The following is a 21,760-nucleotide window of genomic DNA, read 5'->3' as shown; positions in this document are numbered from 1 at the left end:
TGAGACGATGAAAGTCTTGCTAGCGACCGATTGTTCTCAACAGGCGGCAGCGGCCGCGGAATTTCTGCACTCGCTGAAATTCACCGAGCCGATGAGCTTGACAATCATCACCGCTCTGGGCGACCCCTACGGGTCAAGCCCCGAGTCGACACAGCATTGGTTCCCCGAACTGCTGCGACAGGAACGCGCTCGAGCGGAAACCCACCAAGCCGACTTGGCCAAGCGATTGCGGGAGCGTTGCACGCGCATCGATACGATTTGTCGTCCGGGACATCCGGTCAAAGTCGTCCTGGGCGAAGCCAAGGATCTGGATTGTGATCTGATCGTCATCGGGGCCCGCGGCCACTCGTTCTTCGGACGCTTGTTGATCGGCAGCGTTTCGGACAGCATCGCCACGCACGCCAAGTGCTCGGTCTTGGTGGTCCGTCCGCCGGACGAGGCGGATTCCAAACGCGACGCCGATTCGGCCCACGTCAACCGAATCCTGATCGGTTACGACAGTTCCAAAGCGTCTCGCGAAGCCGTCGAAGAAATCTTGGCACTCGATTGGGATGCCCAGACCGAGGTCGAACTGCTCAGTGTGGCTCCGATTTACGATTACCTGCTGGGCAACGGATTGTCGACCGCAGCGATCGCCAACGAAGAGGAGATTTTCAAGGAGATGAAGCAGGGCGGCGATCAAATGAAAGATCGCTTGATCGACAAATTGCCCCACACCAAATCGGTGATCATTCATGACCAGCGGGTCGGCGACGCGATCGCCGATCTGGCGGAAAAAAGTGATTCCGATTTGGTCGTCGTCGGTGACTCCGGTCACAGCTTGCTGGACGACTTCCTGCTCGGCAGCACCACGAAGTACGTGTTGCGTCATGCCCCCTGTAGCGTCTGGATCTCCAGACATCACCGCACCAATTCCGGGCAAGACACCGGCGCGACCGACACCGGCGCGACCGACACCGGCGCGACCAATGTCGAGGCGGTCTCCAACGAGGCTTCAGAATGAGATCGACTGCAGCGGGGCCGCGCTCGGATGACAGTATCGGGCGGCAAATCCCGTGAGTGATTCGACGCTGGGCAGCGCAAGTTTTTGTCGCGATCGTCTCAGGTGCGTGTGCACGGTGCTCGCGCTGACGTCCAATCGTTCCGCGATCTCACGGGTCGGGTAGCCCAGCGCCAACAGCCCCAAAACCTCTCGCTCTCGATCGGTCAGCGTTTTCAGTTCACTCGGGATCAGCACCGACAACACACAGACGGCGACGTCCGGGCGATCCAGCGGCCACAACCACTCACGTGAGTGTTGGCCGCGTTTGTTTTCCAGTTCAAGCGTCGCCTCTTCGCCGAGCGTGACGACCTTGGCAAAGGCCAACTTGGCCCGCTCGGTCGATTCTCCGGTCAAATGCTTCCATGCCAAATCACCCGGTTTCCAGGACGGCTTTCGACCGCTACGCCAAATCACATGGCCTCGCCAGTCGCAGATCGTGACATTTATCCCATCCAGCATCACATCAGACATTAAGAATCGCCGTCATTTTGCTCGTATTGCGATGTTTTGCGGTGCCCGACTCGCTTAAAACTTTGCCTTCATGAAGGTGACACTGTTCTTCGAAAATACACCTCCTGGCGAGACCGGGGCAATCTCGCCGGGAGGCTTCGAAGCAATGCCGAACACAATGGATCTACTCCATTGTCGCTTTTCGATGGGGTCAGTTCTGATCAGATCCACTCCGTGGCGAAGGAAGAGGGGGCGGTCGTCATCGTTGTGCGTTTTGTAACGCCGCCGCTGCTGGGGATGGCCGCCAAATTGCGGGTTCCCGATCGACCGCTGCATTAGAAAAAGCTTCACCGCCGATCCGGTTCGCGCCACAGGTTCTCCAAGCGATAAGGACGCGTTATTTGATCGCAAATACCGCAACGACTTGCCAGCGGCCGGCAAGCTCGAACATGGATAACCGCACATCTCCACGCGGCATTTCTCAATCCACGTCCATCATTGCACGTACGCTTCGGCCGCATATTGATTGCTCAATCGCGTGCTGCTATCGCACGGCAGCGTGCGATAGGTGTACCCGGCCGCCTTGACCGCGTCTTTGACCGGATTGAATTCCGCAAACGAATCATCCCAGACCGCAATCAGCACATGAAATTGCCCGGGCTGGAATTCGGCCTTCAACCGTGCAACCAAGTCGGAGAGCGATTGCTCGGTCACCGGCGATCCGCGGTGCGGTTTGGGCGTCACACGCGTCAACGAGCGACTGTGCTGAAGGACAAAAAAATCATCGCGATTGACGCCCTCGCTGGGGCCGGCTTGCAACATGTACCAACGCCCGTACCGCAGCAACACGACCGCTTCATCGGTCATGCTCCGACTCAGCGGACGGAATTCAACCGATCGTTCCGACTGCGTGCGAATCGCGCTGGCGCCTTCCGCTTGGTCGGCGATCTGTCGCTTCACTTCCTCGATTTGCTGTTCCAGTTCGGACTGGTTCGCCAATTGATCCCGGAGCGCCTGTTGTTGTTCTTCCTTCAGGTGATCGGTCCGTCCGGCGTGCCGTCGCGCCAGCGAAAGCGTCTGCTCAAGGGAACGCAACCGATCGGACTTGGCCATCACGTCGCCTGCGGGGTCCAATTGCCGCCTGATCTGTTGCTGAGCCTGGATCGCGGCAACGGTCTGGCGAACCTTGGCCTCCACCAGCGCCGTACTGACCGGCGCGGGCTGCTGGTCGTCCGCATCGTCCGGTTCGGCCGGCGCCGTCCCACGGGCGATGATCAACAACGCCGCCAGCAGCGTCAAAAACATCACGCCCCCAAACACATTCGACACCGTGTCCAGCAACAACTCCAGCGAATCATCGTCGTTGCCGTTCGTCCTCCGCCGACTCATCGTGCGCCCCCCTCGATGTCTGCTTCCACGTCCCCTTCGATCGGAACGTCGCCCTGCACCGTGATCTGGGAATCTTCATCCAACAACTCCAACGCCAGCTTGAATCCGGCCTGACGGAAATCAGACAAAAAGATGGCACCGGCACCGGCCACCGAGGGACGCAGCACCAAGATGATGGATCGCGTTTGGGTTTTCTCGCGCAACACATCACTGATTTGACCAATCGTCTGCATCGGGATCTGTTGGCGGGCGTATGACACGGTTGTCACGTCGGTGGGATTCAGCACATCGAACAGTTCCGCGTAGGTATCTCGCAAATCGACGACCCACATCGGACGCGTGGGGCTTGCGGTGGTCTTGAACGCGACCAGTTTTCCACTGCGGTGAAGCACTTGCTCTTGTTTCAGCGACTCCAACTTTTCCCGCAGTCGCTCCCGCAGTTCAAGAATCTCTTTGCGCTGCTGGCTCATCTGCTGCGAGGCCACCTGCTGTTGCAGTGTCTCCGCCTGCGACTTGGCCTCGTCGGCTTGACGAACGAGCTCGGCAAGTTCCGATTGAGCGGACTGGATGTCACCGTCCAAATCGCGGGCGTTCGCGTCGAGTAAGTCCTGATTGTCACGACGCAATTGTTTTAGCTGTTGTTTCAATTGCTCTAGATCCTGGACGGGATCCTCGATCGCCTCGTCAGGCGGCGTCGCGACGACATCGGCGGTGGATGAATCATCGGCCAGCTTTTCCTGCAGGTCAGCCGCTTGGGTCGCCAATCGCAGACTCAGTTGCACCACCAACAGCAACAGAATGAACAACATCACGCCGGCGACACCGGTGATGATGTCTTGAAAGGCAAACAGGTTGACGGTTTGCTCGCGTCGTCGACGTCTCATCGGGCATCACTCCAACACGATGGGGCCATCGATAACGACCGCGTCCTCGTCCACATCCCCTTCCTGGACCACTTCGACCGCGGCAAACCCCGGCTCGTCGTCTTGATTCGATCCGGAAGCGGCCGGTTGCCGATTCGTTTCGGGCGTGCCAGCGCCGGCGTCGGAATGTGCGATGCGGCTCAGCACTTCGCGCTGACAATACTCCGTGCACTCATCAAGAAATTCTTCTTCCTGTTTCTTTTGAAACGTCATCGTCATCTGGACCAACAGCGCAGCCATCAGGGCCAGCAGTGTCGTTTCAAACGCCGTCGCCAGTCCGCCGGTCACACCCTGGAGCGCGCCGATCAATTTCGACGGGTCTTCGGTTTGGCTGAGCACCCGTCCAAACCCGCCGATCGCGATCGACAGCCCCGAAACCGTCCCGATGAACCCCAGAATCGGAATCGCCCACACCAACCCGCGTACCAGATTGAAACTGGTTTCCATCACCGATTCATCGTGATCGGATTGCGTCCGCAAGATTTCGCCCAGATCGACCACGCGACTCAGGTTTCGTGCGTTGGACAGCCCGACTTCGATCCGATGCAAAAGCACAAACCGTTTCGGATCGTCACAGACTTCGTACAAGCGATGCAACACTTCACTCACCCGGTCGACCGACAAGACAAAGTCGATTTGGTCAGGCATCACGCTCAATCGAAGCGCCTTTTGCTGGAGCTTCAGTTTTGCCCGTTTGAACCACAGAATCAACATCGACCAGACGGAAAAAAAGACGATCACCGGTGGCGTCCAACCGCGTCGAATGAACATGTCCACGATCGGGTTGGAACCGATCGCGACGAACGATCCGAACAGCACCACCGTGATCGCAGCGGCGATCAGCGCAGGTAACACGCTCCCCACACGTGTGTAACGTGCGCCCGCGAATCCGAAACGGCGTTCGATGTCGCGTCGCATCCAAACGAGTCGATCGTTGCTGACCGGCGATGCATCCACGTTGATCAGTTCCTGGTTGTCGAGGGAGCGGACGAGACGGAGCGTTGTGGGACGACACAGAGGATCGCGCCGCACTGCTGGGCGTCAGGATCGGTCATCAGTGGCGGCTTCGATGTCTGCAGTGTGCCGAGGTCGACGCGTTTCGTCCGTCCCGATTGTGAATCGACCGAAAAGACGACCAGGGGATCGGAATCAGCCGGCTCGCTGAGGACCGCTTCGTAGTTTTCCCCCTCCAGGGACACCCAGCCGATCCAACGCGGCGGCGACGGACGCGGGCTGCGGAACGCTTTGAACTCGGCGAGCATCCGTTCGACGCGTTTGTCCCAGTCGTCCACGCTTTCGAGCAGGCGTCTTGCTTGGGTCACCTTCACCACACGATCCACGTCTTCCGGGTCGGACGCCAACCAGTTCGTGTCCCAGTCGAAATCGGACGCGTGCAAGGATTCAAGCCAGTCACCAAACGCTGACTTGATCGGAACGCTTCCCCGCACGGCAATCTCCAAAACGCGTCGCATCCAAATCAATCGATAGATCGGATCAAACGCCGGCTCGCTCTGAAACGTTCGCAACTCGCTGATCAATCGATAAGCGACGGGCGTGAAGTCGGTGACCGTGACGTCGGCGACGCTCGGCGCCACCTTGGCGGCGAATTGGCTGTGCCCCGACAAGGCAACCTTGGGCAGCACGTCCTCGCGAAACCGCAAGCCAAAGTTTTTTGTTTCACGCTCCAGTGAAGGATTCAACAGAACCGAAACAAGGTGCGCCCGTGGCGACTTTCGATCCGGTGCTTGTTCCGAATAGAACACGCTGCCGCTGGGATCGGGATAGACATAGATGCGATGGACCAGCGGTGACCGAAACGCATCACGCAATGCTTGGATCGCCTCGTCGCAGCCGGCAAGAGTTTGATACGTTGCTCGCCAGCGGGTCGCTTGGACGGCCAACGGATGCGTGGGCTCCAGCGATTCGGCGTGCTTGAGAGTCGCCAGCCAGTCTTGAGCCAATGCGCCGTCGACCGATTGCGGCTGACGATAGGCGGGATGATTCAGAACATCGATCCAGGCAAGCGTGGTGTCGATGGCATCGGCACTCGGGGCCTCTCGCTGCAGCCGCTGAGCCAACGCGTCTCGGGGCCAATCGTCGGTAAATTGCTCGATGGCCCGCTTGTAGCGTTGGGTCTTTCCCACCGCTCGCGTGATGGCGTCGACGCGTTTGTCGCGGTCGGTCTGCTTCTTTTCCTGTTGGGCGGACGTGGCGAGCATTTTGGCGGCCTGTTTGGCTGCTTCGCTCAATTCCGGATTGCCGAGTTGATGGTCGGCGGCAAAACGCCCCAGTTCTTGTTGCAACTCAAAACGTCGAGCCGACCGCGCGTCGTCAGAAAGTTCCTGGGATTCGACACGCAGGAAGCGTTCGACTTTGCCCTGTAGCATCTCAAAGGCATGCGTCTGGTCATTCGCCCTGGCGGCTTCTCGTTGCAACCGTTGCTCCTCCGCTTTGGCAAGCATTTCGCTGGCGAACTGCCGTTCCTCGTCGCTCCGTGCCAACGTGTTCAATCGTTTGACGTCATCCGCATCGATGTCGGTCGTGGCAGACGATCGCATTTGATCGGCCAAGCGTTTGAATTCGGCCTTCCGTTCGGCTTCGCGGGCGATCGCTTGGTCGACCATTTCTCGGCCGCGGACGAAGGCAGGTTCGGCCCGCGTGTCTTCGCTGAGCTGTTCGAGAAAGTTGGAGGCTTCGTCCCAAGATTCCGCGGCGACCAGTTTGTCAAATTCGGCCTCGTGATCGACCAGCGTCCGCATCCGGTCCAGGGTGGTCAATCCGAACGCGCCGACGACGGTCGCAAACAGGCACACGACACAGGCGACGGCGAACATCAGCCGACGCCGTTCCAGCATGCGTTCGGCCTGGATGTATTCGTCGGCGCGGTACCGCAACAGCGGCGATAACTCCTCGCCCGACTGTTCGGCCGCCGACTCCGCCGCGGCCAAGGCTTCGGCAACCTCTTCGCGTGACGCACCGGTTTCCAGTGCACGCTGCAAGCGGTGGAGGACAGGGTCGACATTTCGCTGAATCAAAGGGACACCGCAGGCTTGGAAGACAACACCAACCGCCGCGCGATCACGCCGCGTTGGATCACTGAATCTCGATCAAATCCCGCTCCAAGCTTAGTTCGCTGTTGGTCCGCCCGGTACTCCCTTCCAGCCGTTCGAGCAAGGCTTCGAGTTCTTTTCGCATTTGCCGGACCTCCGCGTTGGTCACGCCCGACCCGGTCGCGGCGATTTGACCTTCGCCCCCCAAGTCGGATTCGGCCGATGCATCCTCCGCGCCGCCCGCCGGTTCTCCCCGCAGCTCGGCCAATTCGGTTTCCAAGTCAAAATCCTTGCCCGGCGGCGGCATCAATCGTGCGGCATCCAACGCCTGCTCCAGTGCCGCTTGCGATTGTCCCCAACGACGATTGGACTGGGCTTGCTCGAGCAATTGCTTGGCCGCATCGACCCGGCTCCGCCAGTCCATGTTGCCCGACTGATCGCGGAACGCCAATTCCTCCTCACGATCGGCGACCGCCTGGGCCTGGCGCTTTTGAGCCGATGCCGGCGACGAAGCGGGGGGTGGGAAACAGCCGCAACAAATCAGCAGCATGCAAACAACCAAGGATGGTTTGATCATCACCGTGACTCACTCCAGATAGGTTTCTTTCATCTCGGCCAACAACACATCGAGCAGTTCCGCTTCGCCGATCATCCCATTGTGACGAAACACAATCTTGCCGCCCGGCGCAACCAAAACGGTGTGCGGCTCGGGGCCTTCCCACTGGGGATCCAAGGCCGCGATCAACGCATCCACATCCGGGTCGGTGAACAGATAATTGTTCGACGTTCGGCCTTCGGACGCCAGCGAGGGTTTCAATCGCGCCGGCAGTGCAGCCCGGTTTGCCGACAGAAAGGCGACCACACGGTCGCGGTTTTTGGGCAGATCGGTGCTGATCGTGATCAGTTCAAATTTTCGCAACCCCATCCGCCGTGAGACACGCGTCAGTCCCGGAAACTCTTCGACACAGGGCGCACACGTCGTGGACCAGACATTGAACAAGCGGTATTTGTCGGTGTTGTTTTCGACCAACTTGGCCAGACCCGCGGCATCAATTTCGTCCAGCGTCACCTCCGCCGATTGCCAACGCGTCTCGTCCGCTTCCACGTTGACAATCTTCTCACGCCACTTCGTCGAACAGCCGAACGGTTTGGTCACCGGGACGGGGACGGGTTTGCCGTCCAAGAGCGCCAGCACCGCGTCACGTGTTTCGCGTGACTTGACCGACGCCGGGTCTGGATAGCGTGAGTTGTCCAAGCGGCCCTTGTATTGCAACGTTCGTTGGGCATCAAAGACAAACACGTGGGGTGTCGCCAAGCAGCCATATTTCTTCGCCGTCGCTTGCGTGGCCCCGTCGTACAGATACGGAAACGTGAATCCATGGTCCTTTGCATACGGCGTCATGTCTTCGAAACTATCGTCGTACTTGGAATAGCCCAATTCGTCGGGCCGAAGCCCGTCGCCGGAATTGGGATTGATCGCAACCACCCGAACGCCCCGGCCTTCGACTTCACGCACCAAGTCCATGAAACGCGGGTCGTGGGCGTGACAGACCGGACAATGGTTGGACGTGAAGTAGACGATCAACACCTTGCCGTCATCAAAGTCTTTGAGTGTCCAGTCGCGCCCGTCGATCCCCGGCAATTTGAAATCCGGTGCCGCGTCGCCAATTTTCAGGGTTTGCAGACCGGGCGGGAAATCGGCCGCGGCGGACAACGCGGGTACACAGCATAGCGCCAAGCATGCGAGCAGAACTTTGGGCATCACGATCACTCCGACGGGGAAGGTGGCGAGATCAATTCGGATTTCGGTGCGTCTGATTGTAGCGGATCTCGCAGAGCATTTTGCGGTCTGCGGTTCATGACACCTTGGACACAGTCCCGCGGTTGGCCCAGCGACGCTCGCCCACGATTCGAACCGCAAAAGCCGAACGCAAGCAATGCGAGGGTTCCAAGTAGCCAACGCATTGGCATCGCAGGATTGACGATCAACGTGAACCCTGAAAGACCAACTCTGAGAAGTCCCCCACCCCGATTACAGCAAATTCCGGCACCGAATGAGCGGAAACTCATGTTCAACCCGGCCGCCGTGGATGATCAGTCGACCGGTGTCCCACGCTTTGGCACGACGTATGCGTCGTAGCGAACATCACCAACGCAACGTTGATTCTCGATGATGTGCATCGGGACGACCTGTGTGTACCAAGTTGGGGCGTTCAGCCAGAGAGGAGAACCGGTCGTGACACCATGCCCATCAATCAGTTGTCCAACTAGCCCCGAGCGAATCTTTACGACTCGTCGCGGAAAACGCGTTGGCCTCTTTGCACTGGTATTGGCCATGCTGAATTGGTTCGATCTTGAGATGACTTTGATGGCCTATCATGCCGGCATCCTCTATGAAGCGAACCCGATCGCCGACTGGGTCTTGAACTTTCATGGTCCAGCCGGACTGCGTGTCTTCAAAGTTACCATGGTGATCGGTTCGGTTTCCGCTTTTCTAATCGGGCGACAATTGGCACTTACCGAAGCCGGTTGTATCGGCGCGAGCGTGATCTATTTGGGTGTCGCAATCGCATGGATTAACTATCCGTTGTTTTATCTCTGAACCACACGACATTCACGTTTGGAAGTCATAGATCGCTCCCAAACCGATTAGATCGGTCAACTCATCCAACGCTTGATAAGACTCTTTCATCAAATCGGGGTCAGCCAAGTCAGCCGCGGTGAGCGATTCGCGATAGTGCCGATCGATCCAGTGTTCCAACTGCGTTACAAGCTGATCGGTTAGAAAAACGCCTGCCGCGACTGATGCCAGTTCGTCTGGAGTTAAAACGACGCGTAACCGCAAACATGCAGGCCCGCCGCCGTTGTCCATGCTCTGCTTCAGATCGACATATTCGACTCGGTCAAATGTCTTTCCCTCGACCAATTCGCCCAGCAACGCGTGCACGCCGGCGTGCCGTCGGCAATCCTCCGGGGCGACCAATACGGTTTCGTCATTTTCCGTCGTGACGATCTGGCTGTTGAACAAATAGGTTGCAACGGCATCGTCCAGGCTGACGCGTTCCTCGGGAACCTGGACGATTCGAATCGCATCTTGAGTCGCCCGTCGCAAGTCTTCGATCACACTCGACGGTTGCTCAAAGGCTTGTTCATGGCAAAACAGCAGTTGACGATGTCCCACCGCGATGACATCGTTGTGGAACACACCGGCATCGATGGCACGCGGGTTTTGTTTTGCGAAGACCACTCGGTCTGGATGCAGACGATGAAGGCGAGCGATCACTTCGCCGGCCGCTTTCGATTGTCGGGCCACAAACCGTTTGGGCCCCGACGCGTCATCGCCGCGACTGTCTGATCCGTAGACAAACATCTGCACGCCGGGGGCGTCGAACGTGTCACAGAATCGCGTGTGATTGGCGGCGCCTTCATCCCCCATCTCCGTCGAACTCGGTACCGCATCGTGATGCACAAAGAACCGTGGATCGGGAAAGATCCGTTTCAGCAGCATCGCCGTGATGTCGGTTTCACTCGCCCGATGCAAACTGGTGACCAGATTGGCCGGTGTGAAATGGACACGTCGATCGGCGGCATCGGCCGATGGACAAACCGTTGCCGCGTTGGCCGTCCACATACTGGAACTGGACATGGCGGTCGCCAGTAAATGTGGCGAGTGCTTCTGTGCCGTTGCCAACACCGCCGCGTCGTCACCGCTAAACCCTAACCGTCGCAACAGGGCCAGGTTGGGACGCGGTTGGGGAGGCAACAAAGCTTGGGGCACCCCCAACGCGCGCAGCCGCACCATTTTCGCGAGCCCCTGACGAGCCGCAGCGCGAGGATTGCTTGGTGCACGACGATGCGACCACGAGGCAAGGTTTCCCGGCCCCAGGCCGGCGAAGTTGTGCGTCGGTCCGATCAGACCATCGAAGTTCACTTCGACGGTGGTGGGAGCAGTCGTGTTGGTCATAGAAATCAAGATTGGAAGTAACCCTCCCGTGTGGAGGCCGGCGGTTTTTAAAGTCACCCTCCTGGCAGGAGGGTCGAGCGCAGCGAGGGGAGGTCGATCGGTGAATCGTCACTCTCACTCCGTCGAAGTCGAGCAACGATTCACTGCACCGCGATCTCAATTCCCGGCATGATCGTCGCAGGCATCGACAGCGAATCCGACTCCAGCATCGCGGACGCATCGCTGCAGTAATCGGCCGCGAAATAGCCGCTGGGGCGATGGTTGCCCGACGCGCCCAGACCGCCGAACGGTAGACGACCGCTGGCGCCGATGGTCGCTTGGTTCCAATTGACGACGCCGGCACGAATGCGTTTGCGAAAGGCGTCAAACCTCTCGCGATCATCGGACAACAACGACGCCGACAATCCGTACGCCGTTCGATTCGCTTCTTCAATCGCCGCATCAAAGTCAGCGACACGAATGACTTGAAGCAGCGGTCCAAAGACCTCTTCGTCGATTCGATCGTCCATGCCGGTCACGTCGATCAAACCGGGGCGGACAAGGGCCGGATTACGGGGATCACGTTGTGCCGCAACCAGAGCCGTCGCGCCACCACGCAGCAGGTTGTCTTGGGCGTCGAGCACTCGGTCGGCCGCGGCGGTCGAGATCAACGGCCCCATGAACGGTTCGGGATCCTCGCCGGGCAACCCGACACGCAAGGTCTTGCAATGCTCCATCAGCCTTTCCAACAGCCGTTCCGCGTCGGCGTCGTCCACCAAGACCAACCGCCGCGCACAGGTGCAGCGTTGGCCGGCGGTGACGAAAGCCGAAACGGCGGTCAGATAGGCCGCGGCGCCCAGATCGTTGGCCCGATGAACGACCACCGGGTTGTTGCCACCCATCTCCAACGCCAACAACACCTGGGGCCGGCCCGCCAACGACCGATGGATCGCGCAACCGGCGGAATAGCTGCCGGTGAACAAGACGCCGTCGACCGCTTGCGACACCAGTGTGGCGCCGACCTTGCCGTCGCCTTGAACGATTTGCAGCACGCCGGACGGCAACCCGGCCGATTGCCAGAGCTCGGCCAACAACGCTCCCGTGCCCGGCGTCATCTCGCTGGGCTTGAACACGACCGTGTTTCCCGCGATCAACGCCGGAACGATGTGTCCGTTGGGCAAGTGCGCGGGGAAATTAAACGGGCCGAGCACCGCCATGACGCCGACACCGCGATAGACCACGCGCCCGATGCCTTGCGGTAGATCGATCCGCTGCGAACCACTCCGCTCCCGATAGGCTTCGATGGCCAACTTGACTTTCGCGGGAACCAGCTTCGCTTCGCCGACGGCTTCCCAATCGGGTTTACCGGTTTCGCGACTGATCTGTTGCGTGATCTGGTCCTGGCATTCGGTCGCCGTCGCCGCAAATCGTTCCGCCACGGCGATACGTTCCTCGACCGACGTGGTCTGCCACGACGCAAGTGCGGACCGAGCGTTTGAGACTGCGTCGGCGACGTCTCTCTCTGTCGCGACAGTTCCTTCCCAAACCACTTCATCGGTTCCCGGAAAGCAGGCTACCCATGGCGGTGTTGATTCGGATGATGCGGTCATGAAGGTTTCCTCTCGCTAGACGGTTCGCCGCTCCAAAATGCTTTGGCCGTTCCCTTCAGTGGCGAGACGATCAAAGGATCTCCCACCGAGATGCCCAGATTTTCGGCATCCTGTTGCTGCAGTTGGATTCCATCGCTTGACCGACGCGTCGCACAACCGATGCAACGAAAGGGACCCTCGGCGGTCGCCACCAGCGTGTCCATCACGGCGTCTTCGTTCTCGGTGAACACACCCGCCAGCTCAACGTGGCTCGATTCAACGATCGTCCGAATCGCCTTGCGGTCACAACGAATGCACGGTCCTCCGTCGAAGATGTCGACCATTTGTGCTTCATGAAAGCCCTCGGATTCAAGCAATCGTAACGCGGGCTCGGTGTTGGTGTGCACCTTGCCGATCACCTCGCGGGCCTGCTGGGGAAGCAGCGGTACATAGATCGGATGGCTCGGCATCAACTCCGCAATGAACTGTTTGTCTCGAAAGGACTGGGTGTCGGCGATCGGGAAATCGACCTGAAAAAAGTGGCGGCCGACGGCGTCCCAAAACGGAGAGCGCCCGTCCTGGTCGATCACGCCCCTCATTTCCGCGATGACTTGACGATCGTAACGCTCGGGGTCGCGAGCGATCAGCATGAATCGCGACAGCGACAGCACGCGGCCTTTTCCACCACCCCGGAATGCTGGATGCAAAAACAACGTCCCCAATTCGGTCGGCCCGTCGAAGATTTTTGCCAAATGCAATGTGTCGACTTCGGTCCGAACGTTCAACGCCTCCGATCGATGGATGCTGCGTTCCAACCGGAACGCATAAAACGGTTCACCCTTGGCGGAATCGCCGACGTGGGTGAACAAGCCCGCGGTCCCGATCACGCGTTGCTCGGCAGCTTCGACCCACACCAGCAACGGTGACTGGCCACACTCCGATTCTTCAATTCGCTTGGCCAGCCGCTCGCGATCCGGCGTCAGGGTGGTCAACCCGAACGTCGACTGTCCGGCCAAGTCAAATAGGGCGTCCAGGTCTTGCGGTCGGACGAGCCGGATGTGGTGCATCGAAGGGATCCTAGGGAAAGCAAGGCGATGTTGACCGTCAATCAGGCGGTCGCTGCTCCAGTTACGACGGCTCTTCCGGGCAGTCGCTGCTCCGAGTACGACGGCCCTTCCGGGCGGTCGCTCCTCTGCATACGACGGCCCTTCCGGGCGGTCACTCCTCAGCGTACGACGGCCCTTCCGGGCGGTCGCTCCTCCGAGTACGACGGCCCTTCCGGGCGGTCGCTCCTCGCGTACGACGGCCCTTCCGGGGAGTCGCTCCTCAGCGTACGACGGCCCTTCCGGGCGGTCGCTCCTCAGCGTACGACGGCCCTTCCGGGCAGTTGCTCCTCCGAGTACGACGGCCCTTCCGGGCGGTCGCTCCTCGCGTACGACGGCCCTTCTGGGCGGTCGCTGCTCGCTGCAAAGCAGCGAGCGGAAACCGCCCCAAGTCTAGACACCAACGACTGCGAAAACCGTTTTAACCCTGCCATTCTATTCCGCTCAACACGTCTGGTCCAAATAGCTCGATCATTCCGCGTGACCTCCATAGACAATTCAACGAGAAAAACATTCCAACCACGCATTGACAGTTGGCGGGACATTTCTGCGCAGCGTGAGGCATGGTTAGACGAACCCACCCCCCGCCACGTCCGAAAAATACACGATGCGCACGTTCGCCTTGTTGGCCACCGTCTTTTTGATCCCCTTCGGCGTCCTCAGTTACCTGGGACAGTACGATACGAATCGACAAAGACGGGTTTGTGAAGCCCTGGTTGAGGATTGGCTGACGGCTGAAAAGGCGGGACGTGATACTCAACCATACTGGGAGAAAACCAGGGATCCGCTTCATTTCAGATCGCTGACCGAGTGGCAGATCCAGGAATCGTCGGCCAGCCATGTCAACCTGATGATCCATCGGTTGGACCGGCTCGGACGTCCCACGCCGCCGGATCACTACCGTGTCACGATCGGGTCAGACTACGATTGGGAAACGAGTCAGCTGATTCCCAAGATTCGGATGGCAGAGAACTTAAGCGACCCGCTTGGATACTATTCGAGACTGGCGGTCGACCATGTTGAAGACTGGCTGGATGAACAACGACGTGGTGGTGATGGCACCGACTACTGGGCCCCACACACGCGTCCGTCACGACTGTACAGCATCGCCGATTGGTCCGTCGTGAACGAACCCGAGAATCATTCTGACACTTCGGTCCACGTTTTGGTCCACTCGGCCACCAAGGGAGGGCATCCGATACGTAAGACCTGGCGCATTGAAGTAACGCACGGTGGATCCGGCTATAACGACTACGAACCCAAGATCACGAAAGTCATCGACTTGAGCGATTCAGTCACGCCAACAACTCTTTGACCACGTGTCCATGCACGTCGGTCAGCCGATAATCACGTCCCTGGAATCGATGCGTTAACCGTTCGTGATCGAAGCCCAATTGGTGCAGGATCGTTGCTTGCAGGTCGTGTACGTGCACGGGGTTTTCCGCGACACCAAATCCCAACTCGTCGCTCTGACCATACTCGAATCCGCCCTTCACTCCGCCACCGGCCATCCACATCGTGAACACATCGGGGTAGTGATCTCGGCCCAGAATCTTGCTCTTGGCCGTCCGGCCCTCGCGAAACGGTGTTCTACCGAATTCACCGCCCCAGACGATCAGCGTGTCTTCCAACAGCCCGCGTTGTTTGAGATCGCGAATGAGCGCCGCGATCGGCTTGTCCATCGTTGCGCACTTGTTGGTCAGGCCGTCGGTCAGCCCCGTGCCGGCTTGCGTGCCGTGGAAGTCCCAGCCCCAATCGAACAATTGCACAAACCGCACCCCCGATTCGACCAACCGGCGGGCGAGCAAACAATTGATGGCCAAGCTCGATGCCCCCGGCGTCGCACCGTATTCATCCAGCGTCTTCTGTGACTCGGCCGAGATGTCCATCACCTCCGGAACCGAGGTTTGCATTCGGAATGCCAGTTCGTACTGCGAGATCCGCGTCAAGGTTTCCGGATGCCCCATCTGTTCGGCTTGCATTTGATTCAAATCCGCCAACGCATCAAGCGTCGCGCGGCGGGTCGCGCGGCTCATCCCCGGCGGGTCCGACGAATAGAGCACGGGGTCACCCTTGGATCGGCACTGCACCCCTTGATAAACCGATGGCAAAAAACCGCTTCCGAAGGAGTTTTTGCCGCCGTTGGGTTGGACGCCGCTGGAGATCAAGACGACAAACCCGGGCAGATTTTCGTTTTCGCTTCCCAGTCCGTAGGTGATCCAAGATCCCATCGAAGGCCGTCCGCTACGCGGCGAACCGGTGTAGACCAATAACTCCGCAGGCGCGTGATTGAATTGATCGGTGTGCATCGAATGAACCACGCACATCTCGTCGGCGACATCATGAAAGTGTGGAATCGCATCGGACATCCACATGCCCGACTTGCCGACGCGCTGCCACGTGCGTGGCGAACCCATCAGCTTCGGGGTTCCAGAGGTAAAGGCGAATTCACGCCCGGCGAGAAATTGGTCGGGGCAATCCTGGTCGCTGCGTTGAACCAGTTCGGGCTTGTAATCAAACAGGTCCAGGTTCGGCGGCGATCCGGTCATGTGCAAGTAGATCACCCGCTTCGCCTTGGGCGCGAAATGGGGAGGCCGACTGGCGAGCGGATCACTCGCCCGTGCTGCCGATGACTCGGCGGCATCTCCGTCCCCCGCCAGCAACGACGCGAATGCCATCGAGCCAATCCCGGCAGCGGATTGCTGTAAAAAATGCCGGCGGGTGCGCGTTTGAAGGTATGAAACTCGGGGGTCCATGGCGGTCTAGAGGTTGCTGGGGCTTGAAAGGATTATCGATCACCCTGCCACGCAGGGAGGATTGAACGACGTTGGGGGAGAATCGAATCAGCGCGATCGATTCTCTTTATCGTTTCATCAACAGTTCGTCCAAATTTAAAATCACATTGGCGACCACAGTCCAGGCGGCATACTCGGCCGGGTCGGCGTCGTCGGGCAGGGCACCGATCGGATCGGTTGCCATCTTCATCGCATCGTCGGTCGACTCGCGATAGGTCTCAGTCGCTGCGGTCACGAGTTGTTCCAGACGCTCGATCTCCGCGGCATGGGGCGGCCGAATCAACGCGGTCTGGAAAGCGTATTGGATCCTTCCCTCGGCCGAGTCCGCCGCCCGGATCATGTTTCGCGCGAACGACTGAGCCGCTTCGACATACACCGGATCGTTCATCGTGACCAACGCCTGGAGCGGGGTGTTGGTTCGAATCCGCCGGACCGTACAGACCTCTCGGTTGGGTGCATCAAATTGAGCCATCGACGGATAGGGACTGCTGCGACGCCACGTCGTGTACAACCCGCGCCGATAGCGGTCTTCCCCCTTGCTGGTTTTCCAGTCGGTGGCCGATCCGAACGCAGCTTTCAACCCGAGCTCGGGTTGCGGCGGGTTGACCGGCGGCCCGAATTGTTTGTCGCTCAACAGTCCGCTGACGAACAACGCTTGATCGCGGACCATCTCCGCCGAGACGCGGAATCTTGGGCCCCGTGCGAGCAGTCGGTTGGCCGGATCGGCTGCGATCGATTCCGGCGTGGTCACGCTGCTTTGCCGATAGGTCGCGGACATCACCATCGACTTGATCAATCGCTTGATGTCCCAGCCGCTTTCGCGAAACTCGACCGCCATCCAATCCAGTAGACGCGGATGGGAAGGCAGCTCACCTTGTGACCCAAACTCTTCGCTCGTCTCCACGATACCGATGCCGAACAATTGCTCCCAATGCCGATTGACGATCACCCGCGGCGTCAACGGGTTTGCCGGGTCGACCAACCAGTGCGCCAGATCCAGGCGGCTGGGGTTGTCGGCATGGGCGATCCGGTGGAACGCCGCCGGCGTGCCCTCGCGGACCTCGTCGCCGGTACTCTGGTAATTGCCCCTCAGTTGCACCTGGGTGACGCGGCGTTTGTCGGCGGGCAGCTCCTTCATCACCGGAACGCTGGTCATCGGTTTCATCTCGGCCAGTGCGTCACGCGCCGCTTGAAGCTCATCACGCCAAGGTTTCAGCGCCGGTGCAATGCCACGGAAATACTCCTCAACTTGCGACGCCTGCTTCTCGTTCCAGCGGTCTTTGCCCTTGGCGATGATGCGACGAATCGGGACGGGCAACGTTGCCCAGCGGGTCAGGTTCGGGTCTGAACTGACGGACAAGCGGAAGTGATCAAGCAGATGACCTGCATGCTCGGATTCTTGTGCGATCGAAACCGTCAGCACACCTTCGGCCGCCGGCGTCGGTGCATCGAGCGACAACGTCAATTGATGGGGGCGACCGACCTGGGGTGCGATGGCCCAGCCTGTCTTGGAATCGGTCGCTGTTTGCAAGACTGCCACTGCGGGAAATCCGCTTTGTTCGTGATCGGCCGAGGCATGGCTGAACGAGACGCTTCGAAGTCCGGTGGGGGACAGGGCATGCATTGCTTTGGCAGGGGTCTCGGGTTTGCTCGTCCAGACGACGTCTCGTTTCTTGCCCAGCAGAGACACCGTGAATCCGTTCAATCGTTCGATGATTCCGGCGCCTCCATCGGTTCGATTCCACAGGACCAGGTTTTCGATCGGCATCGCTTCGCCTAAATCGATTTCAACCCAGGGATCTTTTTCACCGTTGGTGTGTTGGACCGAACCCTTGTGGTAGTCGCCTGCGGTCTCGCCGTCGTTGACACGCGCGGCGACGGCATCGGCGTAGGTTGAACTCTGGGTCGCCTTGCCTCGCGGCGCGACGTTTTCGCCCTCGCTGAACACTTCGATCTCTGCAAGGTGCAAAAATCGCGACTTGCCTGGCAATTCGACGCGAACGAATTGGGCCTGGACCGGAGCGAGCTGCTTGGGCGTCCAGGTCGCACGAAGCTGGGAGATCACGAAGTTTCGTTTCTGTGATTTCGAAGTCTCCAGCCGAATGCCTGTGACGGGTTCATCCGAGGTGGAGATTTGGATCTGGTAGGTGTCCGATTTCAGTTCGTCTTCGGAGGCCTGGATCCATCCGTCATCGGTCGTCTCCAGCCGGCGTTTGGCGTCGATCGAGGCGACGTCGGCGACTCGCCAATCGGGCGGCGAAGAAAACCGGGCCAACCACTGTTCACGTTCTTGGTCGACTTGATCCGAGGGGGCGGAAAGTTTCGCTTGCAGTGATTCAATACGCTGAGACAATTCGACTTTGCGGCGTTTCTGATCATCGCTCCAGACTTCCAGCAGCGGGCTTTCGTTGCGTTTGTCCGCGTCTTCGGTGCTGTTGAAGAAGGCGAAGAATTGAAAGTATTCGTCTTGGGTGATCGGATCGTACTTGTGGGTGTGGCACTGGGCGCAGGCCATGGTCGTGCCCATCCAAACGGCCATCGTCGTGTTGACCCGATCGACGACCGCGACGTTGCGAAATTCTTCGTCATTGGTACCGCCTTCGTTGTTGGTCAACGTGTTGCGATGAAAGGCGGTGGCGATCAGTTGCCGGTCGCTGGGGTCGGGCAGCAAGTCGCCGGCAATCTGTTCGATCGTGAATTGATCAAACGGCATGTTGTCGTTGATCGCTTGGATCACGTAGTCGCGGTAGGCCCAGATCGTGCGTGGCGGGTCGTCGGCGTAACCTGCCGAATCGGCGTAGCGGGCCAGGTCTAGCCAGACCCTCGCCCAACGTTCTCCGAATGCCGGGCTGGCGAGCAACGAGTCGACGTAGATCTCGTACGCATCGGCGCGATCGTCCTCAGCAAACGCTCGGGCTTGCTCCCAGCTCGGCGGCAATCCCGTCAGGTCGATCGCCAACCGGCGGGCCAGCGTCAGACGGTCGGCTTGGGGCGCGGGATGCAGGCCAGCGGCATCCATCTGTGCCAGCGTGAAATGATCGATGGGGCCGGTCGGCCAGGCCGGGTCGGACACCTTCGGAAGCGGTGGGCGGACGGGGACTTCGTAGGACCAATGTCTGGCGTAGCATCCGCCTTGTTCGATCCACTTTCGCAGCAACGCGACCTCGGCCGGTTTCAGCGGATCGCCTTTCCCGGTCGGCGGCATCACCACGTCTTCGTCGTCGCTGGTCACGCGGGCCATCAGCTCGCTGGCCTCGGGGTCGCCGGGCACCACGGCCGCGTAGCCGCCCAGGTCCTCGTGCGCCCCGTCGGCGGTATCCAAACGCAACCCCGCGGCCCGCTCCGCTTCATCGGGGCCATGGCACGTGACACAACGATTGAACAGCAACGGCCGAATCTCGCGGTTGAAATCGACCGCGGTTTCCCCTGCCGGTGCGAGGGATGAAACCAAGCCGTAAAGCAGGGAAACCGAAAAAACGCGTGTCAGTCGCATAGGTGGGAACGTTGAACGTTTGGAAGGGTGGCGGGCAACGTTAGTATACCCGAAACACAAGTCGACTCCCGAAACCCCGCAGCACAAAAATCCGCCCACCGGCATCTCGCCACTCCGCAGGCCGCCGTCCCCGAAGCCGCTGCCCCAGCCGCCCGTCCCCTACCATCCTGCCAGTCCGCTTCGAGACGGCAAGTCAATGGACTCAAATCACAGCCAGAATCAGTCCCACCCCACCCACGTCCCCAATCGACCTCAACCACCCAGGGACACGACCTCAACCACCCAGGGACACGGCACCGCGGCACCTCAACCACCCGGGGACACGGCACCACTTCACCCGGAGACACCGTCACCTGGGGACACGGCACGTCGATTCAATCCAATGCTATCAACCTTAAACGATTGTTTCGGATCTGAGCTGAATTTTTGGTGCAATAAGAGCCCCTGGGGACATGGCACAAGAGATCACCCGAGGATAGATCACATCGTTTTGACTCAATCACCTGGGGTCAAAATCACCCGGGGACAGAGCACCTGGGGACAGGGCACATCGGTTCGACTCAATGCTATCAATGCCGCAAGCATTGTCATTAATTTCAGATCGATTCTGAAGCAGAAATGGTTGACATAGGAGTCGATTTGTGGTGCGATGACGGCTCGTGGAATCGCACTATGCGGCTCGTTCTTGGGCTACGCAATTTGAAGAGGCCCTTCAAACCGTAGCAACGTCTAGAATCGAGTCTGTAATGGAGGATGCGATGTCACGTTCTAATCGCTGCGATAAGATTGACCCTCGCGAAGTTCAAATCGTTCACGCCATCAGTCGTACCACACGGGCTTGCCGGTTGTTTGGCGACGATCCGCTGTCGGGGAAAAACTGCGATCATCGCAAGGGCTGGATTGAAGGGTTGATCGAGCATTTCGCTGGCCAATTTGCCATCGACGTTCTGGCGTATTCGGTCCTCTCCAGTCATCACCATCAGATGCTTCGTTCGCGCCCCGACATCGTCCAGACTTGGGACGACACCGAAGTGGCACGACGATGGTTGATGATTTGCCCTAAACGCACAGACGATCACGGCAACCCCTTGCCGCCTTTGGATTCCGAGTTGGACACCATTCGGAACTGCCCGCCCCGGTTGGAACTGATACGCCTACGGCTCAGTGATGTTTCCTGGTGGATGCGACTATTGAACCAGCGCGTCGCCCAGCGAGCCAATCGTGAAGATGGCTCCAGCGGCCGGTTCTTCGAAGACCGCTTCAAGGGCATTCCAGTGATTGACGAGGAGTCCGTGTTGGCTTGTGCCGTCTACGTGGATTTGAATTGGATTCGAGCTTGCATGGCCGAAACGTTGGAGCTGAGTGATCACACGTCGGCTCAGCGCCGAATCGAAGCGATCACGGCGGAAACGCAAGCCCCGACGTCTAACCCTACCTCGGCACCCGACAATGCGTCGGAGGCCGCCGACAGGTGTGTCCGCCCGCTTGCAGATTCGTTTCTTGCGCCGGTTGATCTGAATGAATCGACGGAGTTGCCCGGCCCCCAACCGAGCCAATGTGATACACGCTGCAGCGACAAGGGGTTCCTACCGATCAGCGCTGCAGAATACCTCGAGCTACTTGACTGGTCGGCGCGACAATCGGCGGTCGGCAAAGCCGGACGTACCCCTGACAATCTCCCGCCAATTCTAGTTCGGCTCGGTTTATCGCCGACAGTCTGGCTGGAGCTTGTGGCCCACTTTGACGACCTATTCACCACGATGGCCGGATTACCGGAGAACATCGATCAGCGACGTGGCAAACAAACCGGTCGCCGGTTTCACGTCCTGCAGCGGACGCGTGAGCTGTTCGCACAAGCGACCTAGTTTGAACCGGCTTCATCGATCTGGTTTGATCTTGCAACGAAGGCTTCGCATGATCGCAACGTGCTCGCCGCGTTATTGAAGCGTCTCGGTATGCGGAACCGCTGACAGAGGCAGTGCG

General features: G+C 59.3%; 17 protein-coding genes. 5 read left to right on the top strand and 12 right to left on the bottom strand.

Annotated features, from left to right (window positions below; genetic code table 11):
* Nucleotides 1-7 precede the first annotated feature (7 nt).
* Entirely contained in the window at nucleotides 8-1,003 is a 996-nt protein-coding gene (locus tag Enr13x_RS09240) for a universal stress protein (protein ID WP_197455888.1), read from the top strand.
* Here Enr13x_RS09240 and Enr13x_RS09235 read toward each other — a convergent pair.
* Nucleotides 995-1,513: a response regulator transcription factor gene (locus Enr13x_RS09235; protein ID WP_145385754.1), complete on the bottom strand. Its 519-nt coding sequence runs from the start codon at nucleotides 1,511-1,513 to the stop codon at nucleotides 995-997. The two genes, Enr13x_RS09240 and Enr13x_RS09235, sit on opposite strands and share 9 nt — an antisense overlap.
* 171 nt (nucleotides 1,514-1,684) lie before the next feature.
* Between Enr13x_RS09235 and Enr13x_RS37800 the strand changes: the two genes are divergently transcribed.
* Entirely contained in the window at nucleotides 1,685-1,831 is a 147-nt protein-coding gene (locus Enr13x_RS37800; protein ID WP_197455887.1) for a hypothetical protein, read from the top strand.
* Between the two features lie 156 nt (nucleotides 1,832-1,987).
* On the opposite strand, the gene Enr13x_RS09230 is transcribed toward Enr13x_RS37800, so the two are convergent.
* The 6 genes from Enr13x_RS09230 to Enr13x_RS09205 are packed head-to-tail and all read right to left on the bottom strand — an operon-like array spanning nucleotide 1,988 to nucleotide 8,616.
* On the bottom strand, nucleotides 1,988-2,881 hold the full coding sequence (locus Enr13x_RS09230; protein ID WP_145385752.1) for a hypothetical protein: 894 nt from the start codon (nucleotides 2,879-2,881) through the stop codon (nucleotides 1,988-1,990).
* Nucleotides 2,878-3,765 (bottom strand): hypothetical protein, encoded by an 888-nt coding sequence (locus Enr13x_RS09225; RefSeq protein WP_145385750.1) that lies wholly within the window; start codon nucleotides 3,763-3,765, stop codon nucleotides 2,878-2,880. Before Enr13x_RS09225 ends, Enr13x_RS09230 begins: the two co-directional genes overlap by 4 nt.
* Before the next feature lie 6 nt (nucleotides 3,766-3,771).
* A complete protein-coding gene (locus tag Enr13x_RS09220) occupies nucleotides 3,772-4,761 on the bottom strand; it encodes a MotA/TolQ/ExbB proton channel family protein (protein WP_231744176.1) in 990 nt (329 codons plus the stop codon).
* A 5-nt stretch (nucleotides 4,762-4,766) separates the two neighbouring features.
* Nucleotides 4,767-6,839, bottom strand: coding sequence for a hypothetical protein (locus Enr13x_RS09215; RefSeq protein ID WP_145385748.1), 2,073 nt, complete (start codon nucleotides 6,837-6,839; stop codon nucleotides 4,767-4,769).
* Nucleotides 6,840-6,897: 58 nt separating this feature from the next.
* Nucleotides 6,898-7,431, bottom strand: a complete 534-nt coding sequence (locus tag Enr13x_RS09210; protein ID WP_145385746.1) for a hypothetical protein — start codon at nucleotides 7,429-7,431, stop codon at nucleotides 6,898-6,900.
* Nucleotides 7,432-7,440: 9 nt separating this feature from the next.
* The gene (locus Enr13x_RS09205; RefSeq protein ID WP_145385744.1) at nucleotides 7,441-8,616 is read right to left on the bottom strand and encodes a redoxin domain-containing protein; all 1,176 of its coding nucleotides are present in this window, start codon (nucleotides 8,614-8,616) and stop codon (nucleotides 7,441-7,443) included.
* A 573-nt stretch (nucleotides 8,617-9,189) separates the two neighbouring features.
* Here Enr13x_RS09205 and Enr13x_RS09200 point away from each other — a divergent pair.
* A complete protein-coding gene (locus Enr13x_RS09200; RefSeq protein ID WP_145385742.1) occupies nucleotides 9,190-9,456 on the top strand; it encodes a DUF5658 family protein in 267 nt (88 codons plus the stop codon).
* Between the two features lie 12 nt (nucleotides 9,457-9,468).
* Here the strand turns inward: Enr13x_RS09200 and astB are convergent, their stop codons facing one another.
* The 3 genes from astB to Enr13x_RS09185 all read right to left on the bottom strand — a co-directional run bounded on the left by astB (nucleotide 9,469) and on the right by Enr13x_RS09185 (nucleotide 13,453).
* Entirely contained in the window at nucleotides 9,469-10,818 is a 1,350-nt protein-coding gene (astB, locus tag Enr13x_RS09195) for an N-succinylarginine dihydrolase (RefSeq protein ID WP_145385740.1), read from the bottom strand.
* A 140-nt stretch (nucleotides 10,819-10,958) separates the two neighbouring features.
* Nucleotides 10,959-12,407, bottom strand: a complete 1,449-nt coding sequence (astD, locus tag Enr13x_RS09190) for a succinylglutamate-semialdehyde dehydrogenase (RefSeq protein WP_145385738.1) — start codon at nucleotides 12,405-12,407, stop codon at nucleotides 10,959-10,961.
* Complete coding sequence (locus tag Enr13x_RS09185; protein WP_145385736.1) at nucleotides 12,404-13,453, bottom strand: arginine N-succinyltransferase; 1,050 nt, start codon at nucleotides 13,451-13,453, stop codon at nucleotides 12,404-12,406. The genes astD and Enr13x_RS09185 overlap by 4 nt, the downstream gene beginning before the upstream one ends.
* Nucleotides 13,454-14,096: 643 nt before the next feature.
* Here Enr13x_RS09185 and Enr13x_RS09180 point away from each other — a divergent pair.
* The gene (locus Enr13x_RS09180; RefSeq protein ID WP_145385735.1) at nucleotides 14,097-14,804 is read left to right on the top strand and encodes a hypothetical protein; all 708 of its coding nucleotides are present in this window, start codon (nucleotides 14,097-14,099) and stop codon (nucleotides 14,802-14,804) included.
* Here Enr13x_RS09180 and Enr13x_RS09175 read toward each other — a convergent pair.
* Together Enr13x_RS09175 and Enr13x_RS09170 are read right to left on the bottom strand one after the other, a co-directional pair.
* Complete coding sequence (locus tag Enr13x_RS09175; RefSeq protein WP_145385733.1) at nucleotides 14,785-16,245, bottom strand: DUF1501 domain-containing protein; 1,461 nt, start codon at nucleotides 16,243-16,245, stop codon at nucleotides 14,785-14,787. The two genes, Enr13x_RS09180 and Enr13x_RS09175, sit on opposite strands and share 20 nt — an antisense overlap.
* Nucleotides 16,246-16,351: 106 nt before the next feature.
* Entirely contained in the window at nucleotides 16,352-19,777 is a 3,426-nt protein-coding gene (locus Enr13x_RS09170; protein ID WP_145385731.1) for a DUF1553 domain-containing protein, read from the bottom strand.
* A 758-nt stretch (nucleotides 19,778-20,535) separates the two neighbouring features.
* Between Enr13x_RS09170 and Enr13x_RS38845 the strand changes: the two genes are divergently transcribed.
* Entirely contained in the window at nucleotides 20,536-21,642 is a 1,107-nt protein-coding gene (locus Enr13x_RS38845) for a hypothetical protein (RefSeq protein WP_231744175.1), read from the top strand.
* The last annotated feature ends 118 nt before the right edge of the window (nucleotides 21,643-21,760 follow it).

The sequence above is a fragment of the Stieleria neptunia genome (genome assembly GCF_007754155.1).
Classification (GTDB): domain Bacteria; phylum Planctomycetota; class Planctomycetia; order Pirellulales; family Pirellulaceae; genus Stieleria; species Stieleria neptunia.
Note: the sequence above shows the minus strand (reverse complement) of the source record. Positions and strands in the feature narration are given on the sequence as shown.